The sequence below is a fragment of the Micromonospora sp. Utrum1 genome (assembly GCF_057197805.1).
Genome location: NZ_CM170071.1, coordinates 4,777,223 through 4,801,700, shown reverse-complemented (window position 1 = coordinate 4,801,700; position 24,478 = coordinate 4,777,223). Strand labels below are relative to the sequence as shown.

The following is a 24,478-nucleotide window of genomic DNA, read 5'->3' as shown; positions in this document are numbered from 1 at the left end:
CGGGGTGCAGGGCACGCCGGGCGACATCGGCGACCTGCTCGCGCAATCGGTCGACATCGACGCCATGCAGGAACCGCTGGAGGTGGAGCTCGCCGCCTCGATGCTGCTGGCGATCGGGGCGACGATCAGCGACGACTTCGAGCCGGTGTTGCTGGAGCTGTTCGTCCCGACGTTCGAGGCGAAGGCCACCCCGGAGGCGCGAGCGATGTTGGCGGGAATCGCTGCGGTCTCCGACGACGAGGTCAGCCGGGCTGCGACGGAGGCGGCCCGCCGGCTCGCCGACGCCGGCGTGACGGCGCCGTCTTGGCTCGCCGAGCTGGACGCTTCGGTCACGGTGGAGGAGCCCCACCGCTTCGCCGATCCGGCCGGATTCACGTTCCTGCTGGCTGCCAGGTTCCAGCGGGCCGGACGGTCGCACGTCGTCGCCGTGGCCATAGAAGACTGCGACTGTGGCGCCGCCGGTCACCTCCTGTTGATCGAGGCGGACCGGTGGGGCGAGGCGCGCGAGGCGCTGCTGTCCGACCTGCGCGCCGGTGGTGTCGACGTCACGGAGGAGAAGCTGCGGCCGGCGGACTTCCGCCGAGCGGTGGAGGACGCGCTGGACGCCCGCGCCGGCCACGACCGGATCGACCCAGACGCGCTGGACGCCCTCGTCGAGGACGACCGCCCCGGCGACGCCGCGCTGGCCCTGCTGCTCCGTGCCTGGGTCCGGGCGCTGCCGATGCCCCGGCAACGCCCGCGGGGCCGGCTGCACGACGCCGAACTCGATGTCGCCTCGATCTCCGCGCTGCTCGACGTGCTCAGCCCGCCCCGACGGGCGGGTGCGCTGCCCACCCCGCGACGCTCGACAAGCCTGCCACCGAAGCGGAAGAAGGCGGACGGCGTGGCACCCATCCAGCAGATCAAGGTGAGTCTGCGAGGCGCGCGGCCGCCGATCTGGCGGCGGCTCGAGGTACCCGCCGACATCAGCCTCGCCCGGCTGCACACGCTGATCCAGATCGCCTTCGACTGGAACGACAGCCACCTGCACGTCTTCGAGACCCCGTACGGAAGTTTCGGCCGCCCCGACCCGGAACTTGGTCACCGCGCCGCCTCGCGGGTCACCCTGGAGCAGGTCGCTCCGGCCGTCGGGGACAAGCTGCGGTACACGTACGACTTCGGCGACAACTGGGAGCACGACATCCTGGTGGAGAAGGTCCTCGACCGGGACGCCTCGGTGACGTACCCCCGGTGTGTCGGTGGGCGGCGGGCCGCGCCGCCGGAGGACTGCGGCGGCGTGTGGGGGTACGCGGAGCTGGTGGAGATCCTGGCCGATCCCACTCACCCGGAGCACCAGGAGTGGCTGGGCTGGCTGGACCTGGACGATGCGGCCGGCTTCGACCCGGCCCGCTTCGATGCGAAGGCGGTGACCGCAGCCCTGCAGCAGAGGCGGTAGTGCCGGTCCAACCGCCAGGCGCCCTCGCTCCGGCACTATCGGGCTTACGGTGCCGGTCAATCAGCCGCGCCGGGAGGCACCACCCAGGTGGTTGGCTGGCCGGTGATCGCCGTGATCATGTCGAAGTCACTGTCGTAGTGGTGGCACCGTGGCGTTCGGCGGTGGCGGCGATCAGCAGGTCCGCCATCGACAGCGCCCGGTGGTTGCCCTTGTGCAGCGCCTGGACTTGGACGTCGATCGCCCGGTCCCAGATCTCGTCGGGCATGGCCAGCCACTCGAAGCCGCCGAGCAGCCACCGCGCGCGTTGCGCGTCCTTGGCCGTGCGGGCGCTGTGGATCACCTCGATCTCCACCGCGCCGCACACCGCCAGCAGCCCCCGGTCGGACAACTCGTCGAGCACGGGCGCTACGGCGGGCTTGGGCCAGCGGGCGAGCGCCGACTTGTCGACGAGATAAAGCTCCCGGCTCACGCCGCGTCCGGCTTGGCCGCGCCCGCTCCACCGGTCAGGTCGGGAAGGCCACCGGTCTTGAGCCAGTCGGCGAATTTGCGCCGCTTCTCCCGCTTGACGACGGCCTCAAGAGCCGCGTTGACCGTCGCCTTCTTCGTCGACGTGCCCAGGATCTTCGCCGCTTCTGCGAGCAGATCGTCGTCAACGTCCAGGATCGTTCGCGACATCATGCGACCTCTCTGTCGGCAGCCGATCAGCACCGATGATATCAGGAACGTCGGTTGTTGATATCCCCCTCGGGCCACGTCGGGTCCGCCTCGACGACGTCCACGGCGACGCGCCGGCATCTTCTGCGCTTGACGACTCCGATCGGTAGTGCAGGGAGCGGATGGTTGGGCTCGGGCCAGCAGGCTCTTTCCAGGCCAGGTTCCTCGGGCTCATCATGTCTGGCATGCAGCGCTTCGCGGATGATGACGCCGGATACCTGAGCTGGATCTCCCGCAACCCGGATGGATATGTCGTGAACGCCAACCGCAGCCCCAGTCCGGGCTACCTGATCATGCATCGGGCCACGTGTAGGACGATCGCGGAAGGTCCGGCGAACGGTGGTAGATGGACTGGGGACTACATCAAGGTCTGTGGTGACCGCGCCGAACTTGAGCGCTGGGCCCAGAACGTGGTCGGCGGCCCGCTGAAGCCCTGCGTGCACTGCGGATAGTGCCCCGAGCCGTGCCGGGTGACGTTGATTGACCGCCTCTGGCGTTGCGGCCTGCCAAGCGAGGTGAAACACGGGTCGGCATTGCCGATTCGGCAAGCGGTCGTACGGGGGCCGTACTCTCCGCTGGAGGCCGCGAGCGTGGCGAACGGAGGCAGTGATGACCCAGCAGCGTGGGTACTGGCGGGAAGGCGGTGAGCGGATCAGTGCGCGGGAAGCATGGGACATCTGGGCACGCCACGCCTACGGCATTCTGGTCGACGTTGCCCAGACGTACCACTCCACGATCACCTACGGTGAGCTTCGCGACAGGCTCTTCGCTGCCTCCGGCATCCGGACCTCGGCTCTTCTGCAGAACTGGATCGGAGAGGTGCTCAACCGGGTGATCCACGAGTCCCGCCGCCGTGGCGACCCGCCGCTGTCGTCGCTCGTCGTCCGAATGGAGGACGGGATGGTGGGCGGGGGGTACGACGAGGTGCTCCGGGTCACTGGCGAGCCACCAGCGGAAGACGAGATGGCGCGGGAGGAGCACGCTGCCGGCTCCCGACTGGTCTGCTACCACCACTTCGGGGCATCACTGCCGCCAGATGGAGGGGTGCCAGCGCTGGCGCCGAAGCTGCAGGCAGCCGTCCAGCGCCGTCGCGCCCAGACCCCGCCGCCCCGCTGGCCGGTCTGCCCCACCTGCTTCGTCCAGCTTCCCGTGAGCGGCACGTGTGACTCCTGTTGACCCGTGCAGCAGACTCCTGCCTGCTGATGCAAACTCCCGGCCAGGTGGTTGATACTTCGGTTGCACGCTGGCCTCGCCAGTGACTCCTCGCTAGCTTTCTGTCATGACGACCACTGCACGGGAGCGGATTGGAGCCTTCTGGGACACCCACATCGGGGCGTGGCTAAGCGGCGAGGACCCGATGCCGTCGCCGCTCCCGAAGTGGTTCGAGTCCTACAAGGGCGTGGGGCAGGGGAAGCCGACACGCGACGGATTTCCGGAGCCGTACCACGGAGACCTCCTCGGCCGAGTGCACACGCCGCGGATGGTTGTCCTCGGGCTGAACCCGGGGGCGTACCGTCCTGAGTTCCAGTCACGGAATGGCATCTTCGCGATGGAGATCAACGAGTACGGCTCCTATAGCAACTGGCAGACGACCTGCCCATACAACCGTCCTGCATGGACGGATGTCATGGGTGGAAACCGGTACTATCAGGCTCGGCTCAAGTTCACCCGCAACTGGCTCCAAGACTCGACGGCCAGCCACCGCGACCTGCTGATCTTCGAGTGCTATCCGTGGCATTCGAAGTCCATCACCGCACCGCTTCGGCCACCGGCGGAGGTCATGGAGGAGTACGTGTGGGAGCCGATCGCCGAGCTGCCCGTGCAGGACGTCTTCGCGTTCGGCCGCCCGTGGGACGCTGTCGCCCAGGCGCTACGGCTTCCGTTGACCGCCGTGCTGGGGTCGGGCGGCATGGACTACGGGTCGAAGGTGAAAAGCCGGGCGGTGCGGATCTACTCGCTGCCTTCGGGCCAGCGGCTCGTGGTCGAGTGGCACCCCGGTTCCGCCGGTCCGCCGAGTGCGGAGGAGACCGGGATCCTCCGCCGTGCGCTGCTGGGAACGGCAACCGGCGAGGCTGGCGGAACGCCCCGCCCTCGGACGGGAGCCTCGAACGCCTCGATCCTCGTGCCAGGGGAGCAGCCGTGACCATCGTCAGCGACACCATCACCACCGCCCGACGGATCGACGAGCTCGGTCAGTACATGGCCGAGCAGGTGCTGAGTCCCTCCGGTGTTTGCGTGTGCCGGCGGCTCGGCAGTTGTCGACAGAGCGCGCTGGGCGGTCCCGGTAGGGCACCCCGTCCAGGCGCGGCCTTTGCCGCCGGGCAGCTCTCCCACATTGGCCAGCACTACGACCTGATGATCAACGGCCTGCCGTCGCGCACCCTGGTCATCGCCATGGAGACCGGGCGGGCGCGAGAAGGCGTGACGCTCAAGGAGCGCCATGCGGAGGTGATGAAGTCCGCCAGCCTCGCGTTCACCGCGCGGAACCCGCACATGCGCGGTGTCACCAGCGCCCTGCGGCTCGCTGTCGGACGTGAGCCCGGGAATGACCGGGAGGGTGAGCAACTCCGCCTGGCAGGCGTCCGTGACACCGTCCACCTCTTCGACGCCTACGCGATGGCCAAGATGCGGTTGTGCTCCGCCTTCGTCACCGGCTCGACCAAGTCGCTGGGCAACGCGACGATGAGCCGGAACTGCGCCCCGCACCTGGCGGCGACGATCAGGATTCTCGAGCCGGCTCTCTGCATCGTCCAGGGCCGTGAGGTCTACAAGGCGCTCACCGCGCTCATGAGCCGCCGGCGTCAGCGCGCCCCGCAGCTCGAACGGGCTCGGATCGCCGGTGTCGACACGCTCGTCGCCGCCTTCGCGCATCCGTCCGCGATGCGGCTGACCGACCACTGGGGGCGGCTGACCAGCGCGCCATACCTGTACAGAACGGTCGTCCCAGCGCTGAAGGCCGCGCGTCAGGCGATGACGACCACGTAAGGTCAGCCGCCGTAGCGGCTCATCCAGTAGGGGTCGGTCGCCTCGACGTAGTCGGCGCCGGACGGGCTGTGCTCGACCTGTGTCACGTAGTCCCGAGCGAGAGTGTCGGCGACCCAGGCCAGTTCCAGCCGGGAGAGCCAGCTCACGGGTAGTGCGTCCGCACCATGTGCGGCGCCGAGAAGTGCACCGGCCACGGTCGCCGCGTGCTTGGCGCCCGCCGACGACGCGAACAGCAGCGCCTCCCGCACCTGCTCCCGTTCCGGGAAGGACACAGCTACGTAGACGCCGCCGAGCAGCGCGGCCTGGGCCGTGTCGCCAGCGGCGAGACGAGCTAACTCCGGCGGGTCGGCGGGCCTGACCTTCGCTGCGGCCAGCGCGGGTGCCAGCACATCGCCGCTGGTACCGGGCCAACTTCCGTGCGGAACGCTGTGCGCTCTCATGGCGGCACCGGCCACGTCGTTGCCCAGGCCGATCAGGTGGATCATCGTGGCACCCAGTGCCGCCGCCGGCAACGCCGGGCCGCCGTGACTGAGAGCCGCGAGGCTGGCTCCCAGCGAACCAGGCGACTCCCACCAGGTGCAGAGCCCGGCTGGCAGAGCGCGGGTCAGGCCGTGCGCCCCGATACTGGCTCCGCCCGGGCGCTCCACCGTACCCAGCACGCCCTTGTGCAGTGCGGCGACCGTGGCCGGTGCGGAGCCCCGACGCTCGCGCAGCACCGGCACCTCCGCGAGCCAGCCCGTCGGCGGATCGCTCCCATACGCGGGCTTCACGCCCGCGATGCCCTGAAGCACCGCCCACCGGTTGTACGCGTACCAGATCATTCCGGGCGGGTGGGTGAGCCCCTTGTGCATGCCTCGAATGTGCGCGCGGATCAGGCCGTCGACGGTGAAGCAGGCGAGCTGGCCGGCGCTCGTCGCCCGTAGCGGTCCACTCGCCGGCACTGTGCCGCCCGTCGCGCCGATCGCGTCACCCAGCATCAGCCCGAGCACGCACCCTCGGGCGGTCGCCAGTGGCGGCCCCGTCCTGATCATGCCGTGCAGCATTGGACGTGGCGGACCGGGGACGGACGCTGCGCTGAGCCGTGGGCCCTGGGGCGCGAGCGGGGCAGAGGCCGGGGAGTTGGACGAAGATCTCGCGCCGGTCGACCGCCTGGCCGCGCCGGTCGATGACGTAGCCGGTCAGCCACACCCAGCCGGTGTACGTCGGTTTGGGGCAGACCGACGACCCGGAAGGTCAGCGCGCGGTCGCCGGCGAACTGCACCGAGGCGCGGCCGTCGACCCGCAGCAGGTCACCGGGTTGCGGTCGCACCGCTACCAGTGGCCCTGGTTCGGTGGCCGGCACTCGCGGGCGTGCATGGTCTGCCAGTCGCGCAGCGCCCGCTTCAGCCGCTCGTTCTCCTCGCTGAGCTGGCGTACCCGCCGGTGGAGGTCGGTCAACTCGTCGGCGACCAGGGCCTGGAACTCGCGTACCTGATCGGGGTCGACGCCCCGGCGGCGCGGGTCGAACGTGCGGGCCCGCACCTCGTGCGGGGTCAACCGGCGGGCAGGCCGGTCCCGTAGAGCTGGCCGGATCGATACACCTGGGTCACGTCGGTCCTTTCCGGGGCAGGCGGAGCGCGGAGGGTCGGTGCGGTGGGTCTGGAAGGGCGGGCCGTCCGCACGTTGGCCGCGGGCGGCCCGCCCGCTCCGCCGCCGCAGCTTGAGATCAGCGGTACGACAGCGGAGCAGTCGGTGGGTCGGGACGGGCACGCGCACCCGCCCCGACCAGGGGGATGAGCCGAACTCGTTGCCACGCGAGGAGTTCGCCTCGGTGGTTCAGCCCGGCGGCACGTTGGTGGTCCGGGACGGTGACGGCGACGTGCGGTGGTGGACCTTTGCCGGCTTCCGCGCCAACGCCACGTTGATCTCCACCCTCAGTGAGTTGGCCGACCCCACCCAGCGCTACGACGACGACTCAATCCGGCTGCGCCCTGACCTGGACCGCGAGATGGTAGGCAGAGCGGTGGCGGACGCGGCTGGCCGGATCTGCCAGCCGGACGTCAACGAGAAGGCACTGGAAGGATTGAAGTTCAGCGCCGCCCTGCCGCACCGTCTGGCAGTTGCCACCTTGGCCACGCGACTGGCCGACGTGCCCGCGTCGCAGGCGGTGCTCGCCGAGCCGGTGCGCACGGCCTATCTGGCTTAGTGCAGCACGGGAGCGAGCGTCCAATGGGCCGACCCCACGACCTGAATCCGCGAGCGCGAGATAACGCTTCAGTTGGGCGGGGGAGTCTGGGACAAACCGGTCGCGAGGGCGACGACCAGCATCATCAGGATCGCTTCGCTGCCGAGCAGCAGCAGAACATCCCTCCCGCTCGCATCGACGCCCGGGCGGACCACCCGCCGGCGCTGAAGTGCGCCGAGAGCGATGAGCCCGGCCAGACCGGCCGACTTGAGCATGACGAGTGCGCCGTATCCGCTCCTCAGCAACTGATCGAACGAGTGGAGTTCCTGCAGAGCGGCGAGCATCCCGGAAACCGCCAGCACGACGACGCACGCCAGGGCAAGCGTGGAGTACCGCGGCAATACCGCCGCCCAGGCGGCACGATTGCGCAGCGCGAGCCAACCCAGGGCAAGCAGCCCGCCCACCCACACTGACGCCGCGACGACGTGGGCGACGAGAGCGGCCCGAGCGACCAGAGGCGAGTCCGCGGTCAGGCTGTGACCGGTGAGCGGACCGGGGACCAGCGCGACGAGGGCGAACGGCAGGGCCAGTCGCGGCGACCATTTCGCCGTCACGGCCGCCGCGCCAGCGAGTGCCGCCTCGGCGAGCAACGCGCGAACCTGCACCGAATCGAGTAGTCCTCGTAGGTCACCTGCCATCGCGCGGTACCGCACGGCGAGGAGGACGACGATCAGCAGGCAGAGGGCGGCCCAGAGCAGCGCGGCCAGGACGGTGATGCGACGTGCCGGCACCCGCACCTGCGTGGTCGGTGAGTGTCGCTGGGAGATGCCGTGGAGCAGCCCGAACCCCACGCTGACCAGCGCGGTGATGGTGACGAGGTACGGCACCATGACCAGCGCCCAATCCACTACCGGACCGGCGCTGTCGAGATCGATCGGTGAGGGTTGGGGAGCGCCGCCACCGAGTAGCAGGGCCAGAGCGAGGGCGAACAATCCCGCCGTCGCGCTCCCCGCGAGGAGACCGACGGGCGGACGGGCGATCCTGGTGTCAGTCGAGGAGACCATTGCGCACCAAACGCTTGACGTCGAGCAGCGCGACACCGAGGGCGGCGACCAGACCGATCACGAGAGCGACGATGGCGAAAGGCGGGTGGCTCTGCTCGGCGTCTCGACCGGCCGCGGGTGTCACGACGTCGGCTGCGGAGAGGACGGGGCTGGGGGACAGCGTGAACCGCACGGTACCGGCAAGGCGCTGTCCCTTGCTCGACCTGGCCTGGTAGCTCATGGTGTACGTGCCGGCCGCTGGACCGACCGTTGCATCCAGGGGGCAGAGGAGAGTCGCGTCGACGATGGAGATGTCTTCTGTGCAGACTTCTACGCCATTGGGTCCGGTGACCCTGACCTCGGCTGGTTGCGCGATCACCTCGTTGAAGTTCAGCACTGCGACCTCGGGGAGCCGTCCCACTTCGCTGCCGTTGTCCGGCAAGGACGACGCCAGGTTGGCGTTCGCCGCGTCTCCGCCGATCGGGGGCTCGGTCGTCCCGGTTCCGGCACGGGGAGCGAGGGTGAACCTCACCGTTCCGGACAGGGGATGGCCGTCGGTGGAGGTCACCTGGTAGCTGATGGTGTACCTGCCCGCCGGCGCCTCGCCGGTCGTCGCGAGAGGGCGGGACAGGCTCGCCTTGCGCAGGCTGACCTTCCCGGTCGACCGGATCGACCCGTCGGGCCCGGTGACGGTGAGGGCGACGGGCTGCGCCACCGCCTCGCTGAAGGTCAGCTTCACGGCCTCGGGCAGGTGTTCCAGTTTGGCGTTCATGTGTGGTGACGATGAGACGAGCCTGGTGTGTGCCGCCGCCTCGCCCGCGCCGACGAGTTGTAGGGCGATGGCGCTCACGAGAATCGCCAACACGAGTGACCCAACCTGCCGTGATCGCTGGGCGGTCCTCATGGGTCGCATGCTAGGGGAGATCCTTGGGCGCCGGAAGACGTCAGCTCATGTCGAGTCCTCGATGTGCTGACGGCGTTTGCGCCGCTCAGCGGCCACGTGATTGCCGCTCACGGACGAGGTTCGACCGTTCGAGGAAGAACTACTACCGCTTACCGACCGTTCCCTGCCGCTGAACGATGACGTCGTTGACCTTCGATTCCTGCACGACGAGTGTCAATTGTCACACGTTCCCGCAGACGGGAAGGAGTCCCAGCCGATGGCCCACGATGTCCAGACCCCCGCCGGAGACGAACGACAGCAGCATTCGGAGGAAGCCGGCCCGGGAGGCAGGTCGGTCCACGTCAGTCGGCGAGCAGTCCTCGTCGGTGCCGGTGGGGTCGCTGCTTCTCTGGCCGTAGGCCCTGCACTCGCCCGCCAACTCCACGTCGACGAGGCGAAAGCGGCCGCCAGTGGCAGATCCGGCACGCTGACGCTCAGCGAAGGATCGATGATCCAGCTGACTGTGTCACCAGACGGCAACACCATCATGATGAACCTGCTCGGCATGCTCTGGACGCTGCCGGCCGAAGGCGGTGTCGCAACCAAGGTCACCGGCCTGGACACCGACCCGGCCTACCCGAGCTGGTCACCCGCCGGCGACAGCATCACCTTCCAGTCCTACATCGGCGGCACGTACCACATCTGGACCATGAAGCCCGACGGATCCCAGCTGCGCCAGCTGACGTCGGGAGGCTGGGACGACCGAGAACCGGTCTACTCGCCAGATGGCCGGCAGATCGCCTTCTCGTCCGACCGTGGTGGTGGCCAGTACAACATCTGGGTTCTCGACGTCGCCAGCGGCACCGTACGCCAACTGACCAACGCCGCCACCGGCGCCTCGAACTATTTCCCGACCTGGTCCCCGGACGGTTCGGAGATCGCGTACGTCGAGAGTGCGTCGGGGAGCCAGCTGATCAAAGCGATGGCCTCGTCGGGGCAGGGCGTCCCCCGCGTCCTCCAGGCGCACACCTCGGGCACGATCTACTGCCCGACCTGGTCACCGGACGGCGCATCCATTGCGTACGTCCTGCAAGGAGGGCCGCCGCCCAACGAGCACCACCCGGACAAGCCGTCACTGCCGAGTCTCCTGGTGAACGGCACGCCGGTCACCGACAAGGAGGACGTGTTCACTTTCCGGCCGCAGTGGCTGGGGAACGCCACGCTGCTGTACGCGGCGGACGGTAAGCTCCGCAAGCGCGACCTCACCAACAGAGGGCTGCACGAGGTCCCCTTCACCGCGGCGGTGAGCTTCAACCGTCCCGCCTACCAGAAGCGGCAGTACAACTTCGAGGACTCAACCCAGCAGGCGGTGAAGGGCATCGCCAACCCGGTCCTCTCGCCTGACGGAACCACCGTGGCGTTCGTCGCGCTGAACCAGTTGTGGACCATGCAGCTCGGCCGCAAGCCCGTCAAGGTGACCGACGACGTCTACTACAAGGCGACGCCGTTCTGGTCGCCCGACGGGAGGTACCTCGCCTACTCGTCCGACAAGAACGGACCGGAAGCGATCTACATCCGGGACATGAGCACCGGTCAGGAGCGCAAGCTGACCGGTCCGTTCAGCGGCTCGCAGGTGCGCGGCGCGTGGTCGCCCGACGGCAGCAAGATCTCGTTCCTGTCGGCGACGACGGGTTCGGGAAACGCCTCCACCTACGTGGCCGAGGTCGCCACCGGTGAGATCCGGGAGGTCCTCACGCCACTGTTCGAGCCGGGGCGGCCGACGTGGGGTCCGGACAGCAAGGTGCTGGCGCTCGCCTCCTGGGAGGCGTACTCCAACCGGTATCGGGAGGGGCAGAACCTTATCCTGACGGTGGACGTCACCACCGGCGCCAAGCAGGCCCACAACCCCTACCCGTGGAACTCCATCAGCAATCGCAAGGGCGACGACGGTCCGGCCTGGTCCCCCGACGGCAAGCTCATGGCGTACGTGCTCGACGGCGTGCTGTGGGTTCTGCCCGTCGACTCCCGTGGCCGCCCGACGGGTGAGCAGCGGCAGGTGACCGAGGAGAACGCGGACGCCGTGAGCTGGTCCGGGGACTCGCGCACGCTGCTGTACCTGTCGGACGGCAGGCTACGCAAGGTGCCGGTAGCCGGCGGCGAACCGACGACGGTCCCGGTGGACCTGACGTGGAAGCGGGACCTGCCCACGGGCGTCCAGGTCGTCCAGGCGGGGGCGCTCTGGGACGGCATGAGCCAAACCCTGCGCAGGAACGTCGACATCGTTGTCGAGGGCAACCGCATCGTCAGCGTCGATAAACGGCAGCCACGAGAGCGCTACGGGGCCGGAGCCACGTTCGTGGACGCGTCCGACCTCACCGTGATGCCCGGGCTCTTCGAAGCGCACGGGCACGAGCAGATGGACCAGCCGTACGTGGGGGGCCGGAAGGGCCGGTTCATGCTGGCGATGGGTATCACCAGCGTGATGGGCATGGGCGACCCGGCGTACGAGGCCCTGGAGCAGAGCGAGTCAGAGCTGTCCGGAGTGCGTCTCACGCCCCGCTACTTCTGGGCGGCCGAGAGCATCGACGGCGAGCGGGTCAACTACGACTTCATGCGGGTCACCGCGAACGAGAAGTCACTGCAACGCCAGGTAGAGCGCATCAAGGCACTGCGACCCAACATCCTCAAGACGTACGTGCGCTTGCGCAACGACTGGCAGGCGAAGGCGATCCAGGCCGGACACGAGATCGGAATTCCGTCCTTCTCCCACTACGTCTGGCCTGCCGCGGCCAACGGTCAGGACTCCTGCTCCCACTACGCGACCCAACGGCTAGGATACCAGCTTCCGGTGTCCGCATCGAACAGGGCGTACGAGGACACGATCCAGCTGCACGCGAAGTCCGGAATGGCGGTCGAACTCACGCGGGGCACCGCCGCGATGGTCGGTACGTACCCGGGCTGGATGCAGGATCAGCGGACACGGAAGCTGCTCAATCCCTGGCAGTACACCGCCATGCAGAGCCAGTACGACACGGAGCTGACAACCACCGAGGAAGCGTCCATCAGCCAGTTCGTCCAGAACCACGCAAGGATCCTCCGCGCCGGAGGCACGGTCCTCGGCGGCACCGACGAGCCCCTCGGGCTTAACGTGTGGGGCCTGCAGCCCACGCTCGCCGGCTTCGTGCAGTGGGGCTTCACGCCGTACGAGGCACTGCTGACGGTGACGGCTCTGCCAGCCAAGGTATTGGGTCTGGAGTCGGACCTGGGAACCGTACAGAAGGGGCGACTGGCGGACCTCAGCTTCGTTCAGGGCAACCCGTTGCAGGACGTCCACAGCGCCGCCAACGTTCAGATGGTCATGAAGAATGGCCGGCTCTACACCAGGGATGAGCTGATCGGGCCGTACTCGGAGGTCGACCTGAACGGCTGAGGCCACGCAGGCTGGCTGGATGCGTAGGTCGAAAGCGTCGGGCAGCAGGAACGGGCGAAGGGTGTTGATGATCCGTCGGCAACGGCGGCGATCAGCACCCTTCGGCCGTATCGGACGTCCGGACGCAGGCGACATCCCGACCCACACGCATCGACGCAATGCCACTTAGAGATGTTCGGATGGTGTCCGCGGTGCCGGCGAACTGGTCGGATGGCGGATACGGACACTGCCGTTCGACGACAGGAGGGACCGTGCGCACACCATCGCGTACGACGACGGGGGCCACCGCGCTGCTACTCGCGGCCGGAATGGTCCTGACCGCAGGAGCTGGCGGCCAGGCGGCACCCCGGAACGAGATTCCGACCCAGGCGCCGCCCGGCCACCTGCCGGGCGACAGCCACGACAGCAAGGCCAAGGACAACCGGAAGGGACGGACCGCGCCGACCGACCGCCAGCAGGACCGGGCCGCGGCGCTCGGCGCCCGGGTCCGCTGGACCGACTTCGGTACGCCCGCCACGCTCACCTCGACGGGCCGGCCGCTCGCCACCGGCCTGCCGGCCGACCCGGCCGCCGCCGCGCGGGCGTACGTGGCCGCCAACCGGGAGCTGCTGGGGCTGACCGCCGACGGCGCCGCGGCGCTGGAGCAGTTGACCGTCGCCCCGATGGGCGACGGCGCCACCGTGCTGTTCCGTCAGCGCTTCGGCGACCTGCCGGCCGCCGTGGACGGCATGCTCGCGGTCGGCGTCCGCGACGGCGTCGTGTGGCACGTCAGCTCGTCGCTGGCCCGTGGCGCCGCCGCCCCGGCCCCGGCCACGCTCACCGCCGAGCAGGCGCAGCGGGCGGCCGCCGCCGACGCCGGCTTCACCGACCCGGCGATCCTGCGGACCGCGCTGGTCGCGGTGCCGACGGCCGACCGGGGCGCGCGGGCCGCGTACGAGGTGACCCTCGGGGCGGACCTCACCGGCGTCGAGCCGGCGGCCTACGCCACCTACGTGGACGCCCGGGACGGCACGGTGCTGGTCCGCGAGGACCTGGTGGACCACGACGCCGACAACCCGTCCTGGGACGTCTTCCCGAACTCGCCGTCGGTCGACAAGTCCTCCACCGACACCCGGGTGCGCTGGTGCGCCCGGCCGGCGGACGGATGCGACGAGGTGGTGGGTGTGCCCGGGCATCCCGCGTGGGACGTGGACCCCGCCACCGGGGCGTCCACCACCACGACGAAGGGCAACAACGCGATCGCCGTGCAGAACTGGTTCAGCAACGACCCGTTCAGCGTGGGCACCGAAACGGCCACGCCGCGCCCCGACCGCAATTACGCGTACCCCTGGACCAACCAGTGGTTCGAGCAGAAGTGTAGCCCGGACACCTTCACCTCGCCGCAGGCCAACGACATCGACGCGGCCCGGGCGAACCTGTTCGGGATGCACAACCGGATGCACGACTGGTCCTACCGCCTGGGCTTCACCGAGGCGACCTGGAACATGCAGCGGGACAACCTCGGTGGTGGCGGGCTGGGCAACGATCCGGAGCAGGGCAACGCCCAGGCCGGCGGGGTCAGCGGCGGCCCGCCGAACTTCGCCGCTCGGGACAACGCCAACCAGATCACCCCGGGCGACGGGATCGCCCCGATCACCAACATGTACCTGTGGCAGCCGATCGCCGGCTCCTTCTACGCGCCCTGCGTGGACGGTGACTTCGACATGTCGGTCATCGCCCACGAGTACGGCCACGCGGTCAGCAACCGCATGATCGCCGGCCCGAACGCCGGGGTCAGCTCGCCGCAGGGGATGAGCGAGAGCTGGTCGGACCAGCTCGCCATGGAGTACCTGTACGAGCACGGGTACGCGGCGCCCGGCCGGCGCGGCTTCACCATCGGCGAGTACACCACCGGTGACCCGGACGCCGGTATCCGCAACTACAACATGAGCGACAGCCCGCTCAACTACAGCGCGATCGACTACGACTTCGTCGGTCTCCAGGTGCACGCCTCCGGCGAGGTGTGGACCGCCACCAACTACGACATCCGCGCGGCCCTGATGCGCCGGTACGGGGCGGGCGACGCGGCCCTGCAGAAGTCCTGCGCCGAGGGGACGACGCCGGTGACCGCGTGCCCGGGCAACCGGCGCTGGATCCAGCTGGTCTTCGACTCGTTCCTGCTGATGGCGGTCAGCCAGGTCAGCATGGTCGACGCCCGGGACGCGATGCTGGCCGCCGACCGGATCCGCTTCGGCGGGGCCAACCAGGATCTGCTCTGGAACGCCTTCGCCGCCCGGGGCCTCGGTGAGACCGCCGCCAGCACCGGCAACGCCGACGTCAACCCGAGGCCGGGCTTCACCTCCCCGTACGCGGACGAGGCGACGCTGACCTTCAAGCCGGTCGACGACGACGCGGTGGTGTCCGGGGCGCAGCTGTTCGTGGGCCGCTACCAGGCCCGGGCCGTGCCGGTGGCGGACACCGACGCGGCCACGCCGCTCACCGACCAGGTGCGCCTGGTCCCCGGCACGTACGAGTTCGTCGTTCGCGCCCCGGGTCGCGGACACGTCCGGGTCGGCCCGGTGACCGTGAAGGCGGGCCAGGTCCGCGACCTGCCGGTCCGGGTACCCGCCAACCTCGCCTCGACCGCCGCCGGCGCGACGGTCGGCGGGGACGGGATCAACCTGGCTCTGATCGCCGATGACGACGAGGCCACGAACTGGGCCTCGCTGGGCGCGCCGGTCGCCGGCCGGCAGGTCACCGTCGACCTTGCCGGGGGTACGCAGCAGGTCCGCCGGGTGCAGGTCAGCGCGATGCTGCGCCCGCCGGTCGTGGGCGACGCGGACGCCGGCACGCAGAGCCGGTTCTCCGCGCTGCGCCAGTTCCGGGTCCTCGCCTGCACGGCGGGGGACGGGGTGAGCTGCGCCGACGCCGCGTACTTCCGGGCCGTCTACACCAGCCCGGCGGACGCCTTCCCGTCGGTGGCGCCCCGGCCGCGGGCCCCGGAGCTGATCGTCCGGTCCTTCGACATCCCGCGGACCACGGCCACCCACCTGCGGATCGAGGTGGTGACCAACCAGTGCACCGGCGCGCCGGACTACGCCGGTGAGCAGGACGCGGACCCGCGGGCGGAGACCGACTGCGCCACCGCCAGCCCGCAGGCGACCAACGTGCGGATCGCCGAGTTCCAGGCGTTCGCGCAGTAGGCGACGGGGTGCGGGCGGGCGGCGTCTGCCCGCGCCCCTTGCCATGCATCGTCAGGCATCACTACATTGATCGGCGGGCGCCGCCGTACGGCGGCTGAACGTCCCGCCCGAGCCGGGCAGTTCCGGTACGCGCCGTCGCGCGCGTCGGCACGCGAGGTCCCCGCAGCTTTCGCACCGCCGGTCCGTTGACCGGCGGCCCGCCGAGAGGACCCCGATGAGGATCTCCCACCCCCGTCTCGCCCCGGTCGTGGCGACCGTCGCCATCCTGGCCGCCGCCGCTGTCGTCACCCCGCTGGTGGCCGGCCCGGCCGCCGCCGCGCAGGGCTGCCAGGTCGACTACCGCCCCAACGTGTGGCCGGGCGGGTTCACCGCCACCGTCCGCGTCGCCCCCGGCGACACCGCCCTGAACGGCTGGACGGTCAGCTGGACGTACCCCGGCGATCAGCGGATCACCGGCGCTTGGAACGCCGCGGTCAGCCAGTCCGGCGCCACCGTCACCGCCCGCAACGCCGCCTGGAACGGCAGCGTGCCGGCCGGCGGCGCCACCGAGTTCGGCGTCCAGGGCACGGGCGGTTCGGCCGCACCGGCGCCGACCGGTTTCGCGCTCAACGGCGTTCCCTGCAACGGCGCGCCGCCCGGCCCGACCACCGCGCCGCCCTCGCCGACCATCTCGCCGACCCCGACGATCTCGCCGAGCCCGACGCCGACCACCTCCCCGAGTCCGACGGTTTCGCCCACCCCGACCGGACCGCCGCCGGCCGGCTGCGCCGGCGCCGCGCTCTGCGACGGGTTCGAGAACCAGACCGGGTCCACGCCTGCCGGCGACTGGACCGTGGTGCACCCGGACTGCGCGGGCACCGGCGCCGCCGCCGTGGACACCGCCACCGCCCACGGCGGGGGCCGGTCCGTCCGGATCGACGGCGGGGGCGGCTACTGCAACCACGTCTTTGTCCGGGCCAACCGCGACCTGTTCGCGGTGGGGGCGGTCCGCTACGGCCGGCTCTGGGTCCGCCACACCACCGCCCTCCCCGCCGACCACGTCACCTTCCTGGCCATGGCCGACGCCGCCGACGGCAACCGTGACCTGCGGATGGGTGGGCAGAACGGGGCGTTGCAGTGGAACCGGGCGTCCGACGACGCGACCCTGCCCGAGCAGAGCCCGGCCGGGGTGGCGCTGAGTGTGCCGCTGCCCACCGGCCGCTGGTCCTGTGTGGAGTTCATGGTGGACGGGAGCGCCGGGCAGTTGCGCACCTGGCTCGACGGTATGACGGTCGCCGGGCTGACCGCCGACGGTGTCCCGACCCACGACGTCGACGGGCAGTGGTACGGCCGCACCTGGCGTCCGCAGCTCACCGACCTGAAGCTCGGCTGGGAGAGCTACGGCGGCGCGGCCGACAGGCTCTGGTTCGACGACGTGGCGCTGGGCGCCACCCGGATCGGCTGCTGACCGGCCGCGGCCGGGCGGTCCCTCGGGCCGCCCGGCCGCGGTCGATCATCCAGCGTTCACCCGGTTTTTGGAGCACGGTCGCCGCGCGGGGTCTGTACGTCGGGAAGGATCACCGCCAGACTGGGCGCGATCGGACAACGACGCCGATCGATACTGTCGCCCAGTTCAGGGAGGACCCTTTGACCACGCTCGCGACCCCGCTCCGCTCCACCGGCACCCGCCTGCGCCGCGCCCTCGCCGCTTGCGCCCTGCTCACCGCCATGGTCGCCGCCGCGCTCGTCGGCCCGCCGGCGGTCTCCACCCGGCTCGCCGAGCCGGCCCAGGCCGCCGTCTACAGCTCCTGCACGATGACCCGCTGCGCGGACGCCCGCACGGCGCGCTCGGGTTGGTCGGCCAGGAGCTTCCCGACCAGCCGCGGCTGGTACTCGTGGAGCGGTGGCCTGTGCAATTTCGCCGGCGGCCGGTTCTACAACTACGAGGGGCAGCTTCCCACCAACGCCACCTACTACGAGTACGACGTCTACCCGCGCGCCTGCGGCGCCGCCCGGGACGCGTACCGGATCGTGGTCAACAAGAGCACCGGGGTGACCTGGTTCTCGCCCGACCACTACGCCAACTTCTACCGGCTCTGACAGGCGTCGGGGCGGGTCGGGCCGGCGGGGCCCGGCCCGCGTCGACCGGGAAGGATGGACCCATGGGCGCAGCGTCCCCGCAGCCGCCGGCCTGGCTCGTGCTCGACGCCGGGTCGGAGCCCGAGCCGGCCGAGGTGTCGGTGGCCGCGACGGCCGCCCGGACCCGGGCCGGGCTGCACGAGGCGCTGGCCGCGGCCCTGCCCCTGCCCGACTGGTTCGGGCGCAACTGGGACGCGCTCGCCGACGTGCTCGCCGACCGCCTCGACACCGGCCCGCTGACCCTCGTTGTCCGGGACGCGGCGGACCTGCTCGCCGACGAGCCGCCGGCCCAGCTCGGCACCCTGCTCGACGTGCTCGGCGGGGTCGCCGCCGGGGGCCACCACTCGCTGCGCGTGCTGCTGCGCGACCACCCCGACCGGCTGCCCGCGCTGCGGACCCGGATCACCGCCGCCATGGGCGGCCGGGTCGGCGCCCCACCCGCCGACGCCGACTGATCCGGTCAGTTCGGCTGGTCGAGGATGGCGCTGAACCGCTCCTCGGCCAGGTCGAGCTGGGCGAAGATGTGCCGCTTCACCGGCGCGGACAGCGGCGTGTCCGGCCGGGCGATGAGGTCGCGGAAGACCGGCACCAGTGGCCGGTACTTGGCCGCCGACCGGGCCACCTTCGGCCCGACCGTGTGGATCACACCCACCCCGTTGTCGGTGAAGTCCGAAACCTTGATCACCCGGGCCCACGGCTCCCGGTCGAGGCTCGCCGCCACGTGCTCCCGGTACTGGACGTGCCGGTCGCGCCCCGGGTCGTACGCCGGGTTGGTGACCGCGCCGACCAGCCGGGCGACCCGCGGCCCGAACCGCTCGGCCAGCGCGGCCAGCGCCGCGGGCGTCGGATCGGCCGGAGCGTCCGGGCCGGCCAGCTCCGCCGGGTGGTCCTCCACCGCGTCGTGCAGCAGGCCCGCAACGATCACGTCCGCGTCCCGCACCTGGTAGTGGTGCATCATCCGGATCGCCACCCGGAGCAGGTGGTTCAGGTACGGCTCGCGCACCCGCCGGTCGTCGCGGTGCAGTTCGGCGGCGAGGTCGAGGGCGGCGGTGAGCCGCTGCCGGGCGGGCTCGTCGAACGCCTCGATCTCCAGCCGGAAGCGCGCCAGCAGGCCCGGCTCGCCGTGGATCTCGGTGATCGCGTGCATCGGCATGGTCGCCAGGTAGGCCGGGAACTCCATGCCTCCCTTATAGCTGATCTTCGCCAGGAAGGGTCGCCCCGGTCGGCCTCCCGACCGCACCGGCTCAGCTTCCGGTCAGCCGCTTCACCAGGCGGACCGTGGTGCCCTCCGGGCTGCCGACGACGCTCGCCTCGTCCATCACCCCGGCCATGATCAGCTGTCCCCGGCCCCGGTCGGCGCCGTCCACGCCGGCGTCCTCGCGCCAGCCGCCGCGGTCACGTACCTCGATCATGAGCCGGTCGTCGGACAGTTCGGCGCGGAGCGTGGTGAGCCCCTCCGGGGCGAAGCGGTAGCCGTGCTCGATGGCGTTGGCGCACGCCTCGCCGGCGGCGATGAGCACCGTCTCGACGTCGTACTCGGTCACCCCGTGGGCGCGCAACCAGCGGCGCAGCCGCTCCCGGGCGGGGGCGAGCCGTCCCGGGTCGGCGGGCAGGTCGAGGGTGAAGACCGGGGCCGTGCCGGCCGGGTCGTCGCCCGGCACCAGCCCGGCGGCTGTCCCACCCTCCACGTCCGGTCCCCCGTCCCGCGCACCTGCCGGGCCTAGGCGCTCGCCGTCACCGTCCCGTCCTGTCCGTCATTGTCCCCGGTTGGGCCCGGCGGTATTCCTCGACCCGGGGGTTGATTCCGACCGGATGTCCGGGCCTGCCGGCGGTCCGCCCGGAGCACGCGCGGTGCCGCGGGGTCGCGGGTCACAATCGGCGGGTGGACCGGGTGCTGGACCTGCTCGTGGCGTTGCCGCCCGCCCTCGTCCTGGCCCTGGTGTTCCTGCTGCCGGCGCTGGAGGCGTCGACGTTCCTCGGGCTGCTCGTGCCGGGCGAGATCGCGGTGCTGGTCGGTGGGGTGCTCGCCCACGAGGGGCGGCTGCCGCTCTGGGCCGTGGTGGTCGCGGCGGTCGCCGGCGCGGCCCTCGGCGACCAGGTCGGCTACCTGGTCGGCCGCCGGTACGGCCGGCGGCTGCTGGCCCGCGTGCCCGGCCGGTTCGTCCGTTCCGCGGAGCTGTCGCGGGCGCTGGAGCTGGTCCGCCGCCGGGGCGCGGTGGCGGTGGTGCTCGGCCGGTGGGCGGCGGCGCTGCGCGCCCTGGTCCCCGGCCTGGCCGGGATGAGCGGCATGCCACGCGGTGCGTTCACGGTGGCGAACCTGGCCGGCGGCGGGCTCTGGGCGGTGACCGTGGCGTTGCTCGGCTACCTGGCGGGGGCGTCGTTCCGGCTGCTGGAGCGGCGGCTCGGCTGGGGCGGCGAGGCGCTGCTCGCCCTGGTGGCGCTGGTGGTGGTCGTGCGACTGGTCCGGGTCCGGCGGGCCGCCCGCCGCGAACGGGCGGGCACCGCCGAGTCGCGCTGATCCCCGGGCGGCCGGTGGTGCGGCCGCGGGGGAGCGGGTCAGTCGGCGACCAGGTGGTCGCCGCCGCCCCACTGCGTGCTGCGTTCCCGTTGCCGCCGGACCAGGTAGGTGCCGGGGGCGATGCCGGAGGGGTGGATGGGCAGGCCGGGCGTTCCGCAGCACGCCGACGGCGAGGAACTGCGGGTCGGCGACGTCGGTGGTCCACTCGGCGTCGCCCGGCCCGGCGACCAGGGTGTGCGGGTTTCCGCCGGCCGCCCCGCGCAGCAGTTCGACGCCGCCGGGCGGCACCGGACACCAGCGCGCCCGGGGCGACGGCTGCACGTCGTCGAGCACCTGCAGCGGGATGACGATCAGGTCGCCCTGGGCCTGGAGGCCGTCGACGACGGGGATGCGGACCTGCTGTTCGAGGTGGTCGAGCACGGTCAGCCCGGTGCGGCCGGTCAGCTCGGCGAGGGTCATGGCCATGGTCATGGTGATCACCTTCAGGTTCGGCGGAGGAGTCGGGCGTACTGGTCGCCGGTCAGGCCGTAGGACCAGCCGGCGGCGGCGACCGCGTCGTCGAGGTGGGCGGGCACGGTAAGGCCGTACCGGCGGCGCCGGCCGTCGCGCTCGACGGACCCGTTGACCGCCAGCAGCACCCGGGCCGGCCGCCCCCACACCTGGCGGGGCAGGTCGTAGAGCTGGAGCCGGCAGCCCGGGTTGCCCGGGTCGGGCGCCTCGGCGAGCAGCCGTAGCCGGGCCTGGGCCAGGTACGCGTCCCAGCCGAGGTGCTCGATCGCGCAGCGGCGCACCTCGACGTTGCGTTCCCGAGCGATCCGTTCGACCGTCGGCCCGTGGACCACCCACTCCGGCACGGCGGTGCCGTGCCAGGCGTGACCGCCGGTCCCGTCGGCGTATCCGGCGGCCGGGCCGTGTCCGTTGTGGCTGCGCCGCTCGCCGTGGTAGGCGCCGGGGACCGGCTCGGTGTGCGCCACCGTGGTCCGTTCGGTGACCACGCAGACGTCCTCCCTCGGCCACCACCAGCCGCAGGAGCGGGCCACCTCGGCCCAGAGGTCGAGCTGGCGGTCGTCGGCCGGGTGGTAGCGGCCCGGCCAGAGGCGTCGGCGGACGTCGTAGTGCGCCAGCCAGGGCGCGTCGTGCTGCCCGTGCCAGCGCAGGCCGAGCGGCTCCGGAACCGCCGCGACCAGCCCGCTCAGCACCACCGCCCGGACCCCGTCGCGCACCGTCCAGTACAGCGAGTCGCGGACCCGCACGTCGAGCACGTCCGACAGCCGAGCCCCGGCGTCGAGCGCCTCGGTCGGCGGCCGGGTCGCGACGAGCGGATCCCGCCCCACCCACCAGGGCGCGTCGCCGGGGCTGCCGATCCGATCGTCGAGCCGGCGGCGCAGGGCGTGCACCTCGTCGGCGAGCTGCTGCGCCAGGTGCCACGGGGAGCCCGGGTCGAGCGGGCCGCCGTAGCGGATCGGGGTTCGTCCAGCAGGTCGACGGCCTGCCGGGGACTGGCCGCCCAGTGGAAGCGGGGGCGGGGCCGGCCGAGCCGGGCGTAGAGGCCGGTGATGACCCGTTCCGCGCGGTCCCGATCGGCGGGTGCGGTGCTCAGCGCGGTCCAGAGCCAGTCGTCGCGGAGCTCCGCCGCCCGGTACCAGTGGTCGAGCTGATCGGTCAGATTCCGGTTGATTCCGGCGCGGCGTCGGGCCCGCTGCCGGTTGCGCGCGCTCATCGCGCGAGGGCGGTCACGCCCTTTCTCTCGATCATGAAAGCGATGGTGACAGGATCCGCCCGGACCGGCAACGCGATTATCGGCCGGGGCCGGCGCCCCCGAGGAGGGAGCGCCGGCCCGGCGAGGGGTGTGGGGTCAGCCGCTGATCTTCCCGGTGCCGGCCTCGGCGGTCACCGTGGCCTTCACCGTGCTGGCGGCGTCGAGGGTGTACGCGTACGGGATCGAGGCCACGCTGCCGGCGGTCTGCGGCGCGCCCGAGTTGACGTAGAGGTTGTTCCGCTCGACCAGGTTGCCGGCCGGCGAGGAGCCCTCGCCCACGTGCGTCGGGTCGGTCATGTTCTCGAACGAGTTCCCCTCGACCAGCACGCCGGCCCCGCAGGTCGTGGCGATGCCGTAGCTGTACGACGGGTTGGCGGTGTTCACGTAGTAGTTGTTGAACACGTGCACCGGGTTGCCGAAGCGGACCCGCGGGTTGCGCTGGAAGCAGTTGCTGAACGCGTTGTGGTGGTAGGTCACCTTCAGCCGGCCGGTGTCCTCGCCGGAGTTGCTGTCGCTGTGCCCGACCAGCGAGCACTTGACATGGTCGTGCAGCCGGTTCCAGGAGACGGTGACGAAGTTCGACCCGTGGGTCACGTCGAGCAGCCCGTCGTAGTAGTCGGTGCCGCTGGTGGTGTCGCTGGACAGGTCGTTGTGGTCGATCCAGACGTTGGTGGAGTTGTCCAGGTGGTGGCGTCGCCGTTGCCGACGCCGGCGCGTACCTCGGCGATCCTCAGGTTGCGGACGCGATGTTGTGGGCGTCGCGCAGGTTGAGGCCGCAGCCGGTCAACCCGGAGCCGGCGCCGACCCCGATGACGGTCTTGTTCGAGCCGACCCGGATCTCGGTCGAGCAGGTGAAGGTCCCGTTCACCCGGACGGTGGTCGCCACGTCGCCCTCGACCGCGTCGGCCAGCGCCGCTTGGTCGCTCACGGTCACCGTGCCGCCGCCGGCCCCGCCGGTGGTGCCGCCGTTCTGGGTGGCCCAGCCGACCAGCCCCGTGGTGGGCGGCGGGTCGGTGGGCGGCGGCGTGGTCGGCGAGGTGGTCGGCGACGTCGTGGGGGAGGAGGTGGTCGGCGGCGTGGTCGGGGTGCCGCCGGCGCCGTCCACGGTGACGTCGTCGAAGACCGCGCCGGCGTACGCGGTGACCAGCACGATCCGGCCGGCCGCGTACGCGGTGTCGGTGCCGGCGGCGATCTGGGTGCCGTTGACGAAGCCCTTGATGGTGCTGCCGCTGGCCTCGATCCGCAGGGTGTACCAGGTGCCGATGGCGACGGTCAGCGCGGCGGACCCGAGGACGGTGAGCTGGCTGCCGTTGACCATCTGCAGCTCGGCCCGGTTGGCGTTGGTCAGCGCCAGCCGGTACATCTTCGTCGAGCTGGTGGAGCGGGACGCCAGGCCGACCAGCCGGTTGGCACCGTTGAACGGCAGCGGCTTGACCCGGGCCTGGACCTGGTAGTCGGTCCAGCCGGTCTGGCCGGCGAAGGCGCGGGCCAGTTCGCTGGCGTTGTTGCCCTGCCGGTAGGCCGGTGAGCCGTCGGTGACCACCGTCCAGTCGCCGCCGGACTTGGACCAGCCGTCGGCGTTGCCGTCGTCGAAGGTGTCGCCGAACAGGGTCGCCGCCGCGGCGTTGCCGGTCATGGCGACGGCGAGCAGCAGGGCGGTGAGGCCGGCGCCGGCCGCGGCCAGCGCTCCTCGGTGGTGGGGTCGGAGTCGCACGGTGCTTCCTCCAGGTGGGTGGGGGGTGGGATGGCCGGGCGCCGCGTGGGGGACGGGCGCGGCCCTGGGGATCAGAGGGTCAGCCGGCCGGCGCGGCGAACGATCTTCGGGGTGGCGTCGGCGGCGTTGGTGGCGTTGTCGCCGCCGAGCGCGTCGACCAGTTCGGCCCGGGTGCGTACCACCCGGATCCGGTCGGGGGCGGCGGCCGCGCCGCCGGTGGTGCCGGCGCCCTCGGCGGCCCAGCCGTCGTTCGCGGGGAGCGCCTGGCGGCCGAGGTCCCGGGCCGGCCGGGACAGGGCCGGGTCGGTCGGGGCGGCCGGCGCGGGGGCGGCGCCGGTGACCGCGAGCGCGGCGGCGAGGAGCGCGGCGCCCGCTGCTGTTCTACGCATGACTCTTACCGTCCTGTCAGCTTTTGGTGGCCGATATCTGCGACGGTAAAGACGTTCTTTTATATGAGTCAATGCGTATTGTGTGCAGGTTTGTTGCAATGGAGCAATGCAAACGGTATTGCCCGGTCGGTTCCGATCGGGATA

General features: G+C 71.4%; 25 protein-coding genes. 13 read left to right on the top strand and 12 right to left on the bottom strand.

The genetic code is table 11. The annotated features are described in order from the left end of the window. Positions 1-4 precede the first annotated feature (4 nt). Positions 5-1,435 carry a plasmid pRiA4b ORF-3 family protein gene (locus AC0OLQ_RS22610; protein ID WP_484527909.1) on the top strand — a complete coding sequence of 477 codons (1,431 nt, stop codon included), beginning with the start codon at positions 5-7 and terminating at the stop codon, positions 1,433-1,435. 115 nt (positions 1,436-1,550) lie between these two features. Here the strand turns inward: AC0OLQ_RS22610 and AC0OLQ_RS22605 are convergent, their stop codons facing one another. Together AC0OLQ_RS22605 and AC0OLQ_RS22600 are read right to left on the bottom strand one after the other, a co-directional pair. Then, positions 1,551-1,904 carry a PIN domain-containing protein gene (locus tag AC0OLQ_RS22605; protein ID WP_484527908.1) on the bottom strand — a complete coding sequence of 118 codons (354 nt, stop codon included), beginning with the start codon at positions 1,902-1,904 and terminating at the stop codon, positions 1,551-1,553. Next, positions 1,901-2,143, bottom strand: coding sequence for a type II toxin-antitoxin system VapB family antitoxin (locus AC0OLQ_RS22600; protein ID WP_484527907.1), 243 nt, complete (start codon positions 2,141-2,143; stop codon positions 1,901-1,903). The genes AC0OLQ_RS22605 and AC0OLQ_RS22600 overlap by 4 nt, the downstream gene beginning before the upstream one ends. Before the next feature lie 191 nt (positions 2,144-2,334). Between AC0OLQ_RS22600 and AC0OLQ_RS22595 the strand changes: the two genes are divergently transcribed. The 4 genes from AC0OLQ_RS22595 (at position 2,335) to AC0OLQ_RS22580 (ending at position 5,134) form a co-directional block, all read left to right on the top strand. After that, the gene (locus tag AC0OLQ_RS22595; protein ID WP_484527906.1) at positions 2,335-2,601 is read left to right on the top strand and encodes a hypothetical protein; all 267 of its coding nucleotides are present in this window, start codon (positions 2,335-2,337) and stop codon (positions 2,599-2,601) included. 157 nt (positions 2,602-2,758) lie between these two features. Then, a complete protein-coding gene (locus AC0OLQ_RS22590) occupies positions 2,759-3,325 on the top strand; it encodes a hypothetical protein (protein ID WP_484527905.1) in 567 nt (188 codons plus the stop codon). A gap of 103 nt (positions 3,326-3,428) precedes the next feature. Continuing rightward, positions 3,429-4,292 (top strand): anti-phage DNA glycosylase Brig1, encoded by an 864-nt coding sequence (gene brig1, locus AC0OLQ_RS22585; RefSeq protein WP_484527904.1) that lies wholly within the window; start codon positions 3,429-3,431, stop codon positions 4,290-4,292. After that, entirely contained in the window at positions 4,289-5,134 is an 846-nt protein-coding gene (locus tag AC0OLQ_RS22580) for a hypothetical protein (RefSeq protein ID WP_484527903.1), read from the top strand. The genes brig1 and AC0OLQ_RS22580 overlap by 4 nt, the downstream gene beginning before the upstream one ends. Positions 5,135-5,136: 2 nt before the next feature. On the opposite strand, the gene AC0OLQ_RS22575 is transcribed toward AC0OLQ_RS22580, so the two are convergent. Both AC0OLQ_RS22575 and AC0OLQ_RS22570 read right to left on the bottom strand, forming a co-directional pair. Then, positions 5,137-6,165, bottom strand: a complete 1,029-nt coding sequence (locus AC0OLQ_RS22575) for an ADP-ribosylglycohydrolase family protein (RefSeq protein WP_484527902.1) — start codon at positions 6,163-6,165, stop codon at positions 5,137-5,139. A gap of 280 nt (positions 6,166-6,445) precedes the next feature. Next, positions 6,446-6,670, bottom strand: coding sequence for a DivIVA domain-containing protein (locus AC0OLQ_RS22570; protein ID WP_484527901.1), 225 nt, complete (start codon positions 6,668-6,670; stop codon positions 6,446-6,448). A 274-nt stretch (positions 6,671-6,944) separates the two neighbouring features. Between AC0OLQ_RS22570 and AC0OLQ_RS22565 the strand changes: the two genes are divergently transcribed. Then, entirely contained in the window at positions 6,945-7,319 is a 375-nt protein-coding gene (locus tag AC0OLQ_RS22565) for a hypothetical protein (protein ID WP_484527900.1), read from the top strand. Positions 7,320-7,387: 68 nt separating this feature from the next. Here AC0OLQ_RS22565 and AC0OLQ_RS22560 read toward each other — a convergent pair whose 3' ends face one another. Next, entirely contained in the window at positions 7,388-8,362 is a 975-nt protein-coding gene (locus tag AC0OLQ_RS22560) for a copper resistance D family protein (RefSeq protein WP_484527899.1), read from the bottom strand. Next, entirely contained in the window at positions 8,346-9,245 is a 900-nt protein-coding gene (locus tag AC0OLQ_RS22555) for a copper resistance CopC family protein (protein WP_484527898.1), read from the bottom strand. Before AC0OLQ_RS22555 ends, AC0OLQ_RS22560 begins: the two co-directional genes overlap by 17 nt. Before the next feature lie 256 nt (positions 9,246-9,501). On the opposite strand from AC0OLQ_RS22555, the gene AC0OLQ_RS22550 reads away from it, so the two are divergent. The 5 genes from AC0OLQ_RS22550 to AC0OLQ_RS22530 all read left to right on the top strand — a co-directional run bounded on the left by AC0OLQ_RS22550 (position 9,502) and on the right by AC0OLQ_RS22530 (position 18,409). Beyond that, positions 9,502-12,654, top strand: a complete 3,153-nt coding sequence (locus AC0OLQ_RS22550; protein WP_484527897.1) for an amidohydrolase family protein — start codon at positions 9,502-9,504, stop codon at positions 12,652-12,654. 251 nt (positions 12,655-12,905) lie between these two features. After that, on the top strand, positions 12,906-15,836 hold the full coding sequence (locus AC0OLQ_RS22545; protein ID WP_484527896.1) for a M36 family metallopeptidase: 2,931 nt from the start codon (positions 12,906-12,908) through the stop codon (positions 15,834-15,836). Between the two features lie 214 nt (positions 15,837-16,050). After that, positions 16,051-17,283, top strand: a complete 1,233-nt coding sequence (locus AC0OLQ_RS22540) for a cellulose-binding domain-containing protein (protein ID WP_484527895.1) — start codon at positions 16,051-16,053, stop codon at positions 17,281-17,283. 179 nt (positions 17,284-17,462) lie between these two features. Then, positions 17,463-17,915 carry a ribonuclease domain-containing protein gene (locus AC0OLQ_RS22535; protein WP_484527894.1) on the top strand — a complete coding sequence of 151 codons (453 nt, stop codon included), beginning with the start codon at positions 17,463-17,465 and terminating at the stop codon, positions 17,913-17,915. A gap of 62 nt (positions 17,916-17,977) precedes the next feature. Further along, a complete protein-coding gene (locus tag AC0OLQ_RS22530) occupies positions 17,978-18,409 on the top strand; it encodes a barstar family protein (protein ID WP_484527893.1) in 432 nt (143 codons plus the stop codon). A gap of 5 nt (positions 18,410-18,414) precedes the next feature. Here AC0OLQ_RS22530 and AC0OLQ_RS22525 read toward each other — a convergent pair whose 3' ends face one another. After that, the gene (locus AC0OLQ_RS22525) at positions 18,415-19,134 is read right to left on the bottom strand and encodes an HD domain-containing protein (RefSeq protein WP_484527892.1); all 720 of its coding nucleotides are present in this window, start codon (positions 19,132-19,134) and stop codon (positions 18,415-18,417) included. Between the two features lie 64 nt (positions 19,135-19,198). Further along, positions 19,199-19,642: an ATP-binding protein gene (locus AC0OLQ_RS22520; RefSeq protein WP_484527891.1), complete on the bottom strand. Its 444-nt coding sequence runs from the start codon at positions 19,640-19,642 to the stop codon at positions 19,199-19,201. Between the two features lie 194 nt (positions 19,643-19,836). Here AC0OLQ_RS22520 and AC0OLQ_RS22515 point away from each other — a divergent pair, with 194 nt between their 5' ends. Then, positions 19,837-20,472, top strand: a complete 636-nt coding sequence (locus AC0OLQ_RS22515; protein ID WP_484527890.1) for a DedA family protein — start codon at positions 19,837-19,839, stop codon at positions 20,470-20,472. A 120-nt stretch (positions 20,473-20,592) separates the two neighbouring features. Beyond that, the gene (locus tag AC0OLQ_RS22510) at positions 20,593-21,003 is read left to right on the top strand and encodes a hypothetical protein (RefSeq protein WP_484527889.1); all 411 of its coding nucleotides are present in this window, start codon (positions 20,593-20,595) and stop codon (positions 21,001-21,003) included. Here AC0OLQ_RS22510 and AC0OLQ_RS22505 read toward each other — a convergent pair. From AC0OLQ_RS22505 to AC0OLQ_RS22490, 4 genes are all read right to left on the bottom strand, one after another. Further along, complete coding sequence (locus AC0OLQ_RS22505; protein WP_484527888.1) at positions 20,955-21,869, bottom strand: DUF6745 domain-containing protein; 915 nt, start codon at positions 21,867-21,869, stop codon at positions 20,955-20,957. The genes AC0OLQ_RS22510 and AC0OLQ_RS22505 overlap by 49 nt on opposite strands. A 458-nt stretch (positions 21,870-22,327) precedes the next feature. Beyond that, positions 22,328-22,876: a pectate lyase family protein gene (locus AC0OLQ_RS22500; RefSeq protein WP_484532406.1), complete on the bottom strand. Its 549-nt coding sequence runs from the start codon at positions 22,874-22,876 to the stop codon at positions 22,328-22,330. A gap of 85 nt (positions 22,877-22,961) precedes the next feature. Beyond that, on the bottom strand, positions 22,962-23,945 hold the full coding sequence (locus tag AC0OLQ_RS22495; protein ID WP_484527887.1) for a 3-keto-alpha-glucoside-1,2-lyase-like domain-containing protein: 984 nt from the start codon (positions 23,943-23,945) through the stop codon (positions 22,962-22,964). Between the two features lie 71 nt (positions 23,946-24,016). Then, on the bottom strand, positions 24,017-24,334 hold the full coding sequence (locus AC0OLQ_RS22490; RefSeq protein ID WP_484527886.1) for a hypothetical protein: 318 nt from the start codon (positions 24,332-24,334) through the stop codon (positions 24,017-24,019). Positions 24,335-24,478: the final 144 nt, after the last annotated feature.

Coding starts and splice junctions, on each gene's coding strand:
- AC0OLQ_RS22595 (WP_484527906.1), top strand. CDS start 2,335: ATGCAGCGCTTCGCGGATGATGACGCCGGATACCTGAGCTGGATCTCC.
- AC0OLQ_RS22590 (WP_484527905.1), top strand. CDS start 2,759: ATGACCCAGCAGCGTGGGTACTGGCGGGAAGGCGGTGAGCGGATCAGT.
- brig1 (WP_484527904.1), top strand. CDS start 3,429: ATGACGACCACTGCACGGGAGCGGATTGGAGCCTTCTGGGACACCCAC.
- AC0OLQ_RS22575 (WP_484527902.1), bottom strand. CDS start 6,165: ATGATCAGGACGGGGCCGCCACTGGCGACCGCCCGAGGGTGCGTGCTC.
- AC0OLQ_RS22560 (WP_484527899.1), bottom strand. CDS start 8,362: ATGGTCTCCTCGACTGACACCAGGATCGCCCGTCCGCCCGTCGGTCTC.
- AC0OLQ_RS22555 (WP_484527898.1), bottom strand. CDS start 9,245: ATGAGGACCGCCCAGCGATCACGGCAGGTTGGGTCACTCGTGTTGGCG.
- AC0OLQ_RS22550 (WP_484527897.1), top strand. CDS start 9,502: ATGGCCCACGATGTCCAGACCCCCGCCGGAGACGAACGACAGCAGCAT.
- AC0OLQ_RS22540 (WP_484527895.1), top strand. CDS start 16,051: ATGAGGATCTCCCACCCCCGTCTCGCCCCGGTCGTGGCGACCGTCGCC.
- AC0OLQ_RS22530 (WP_484527893.1), top strand. CDS start 17,978: ATGGGCGCAGCGTCCCCGCAGCCGCCGGCCTGGCTCGTGCTCGACGCC.
- AC0OLQ_RS22525 (WP_484527892.1), bottom strand. CDS start 19,134: ATGGAGTTCCCGGCCTACCTGGCGACCATGCCGATGCACGCGATCACC.
- AC0OLQ_RS22510 (WP_484527889.1), top strand. CDS start 20,593: ATGCCGGAGGGGTGGATGGGCAGGCCGGGCGTTCCGCAGCACGCCGAC.
- AC0OLQ_RS22490 (WP_484527886.1), bottom strand. CDS start 24,334: ATGCGTAGAACAGCAGCGGGCGCCGCGCTCCTCGCCGCCGCGCTCGCG.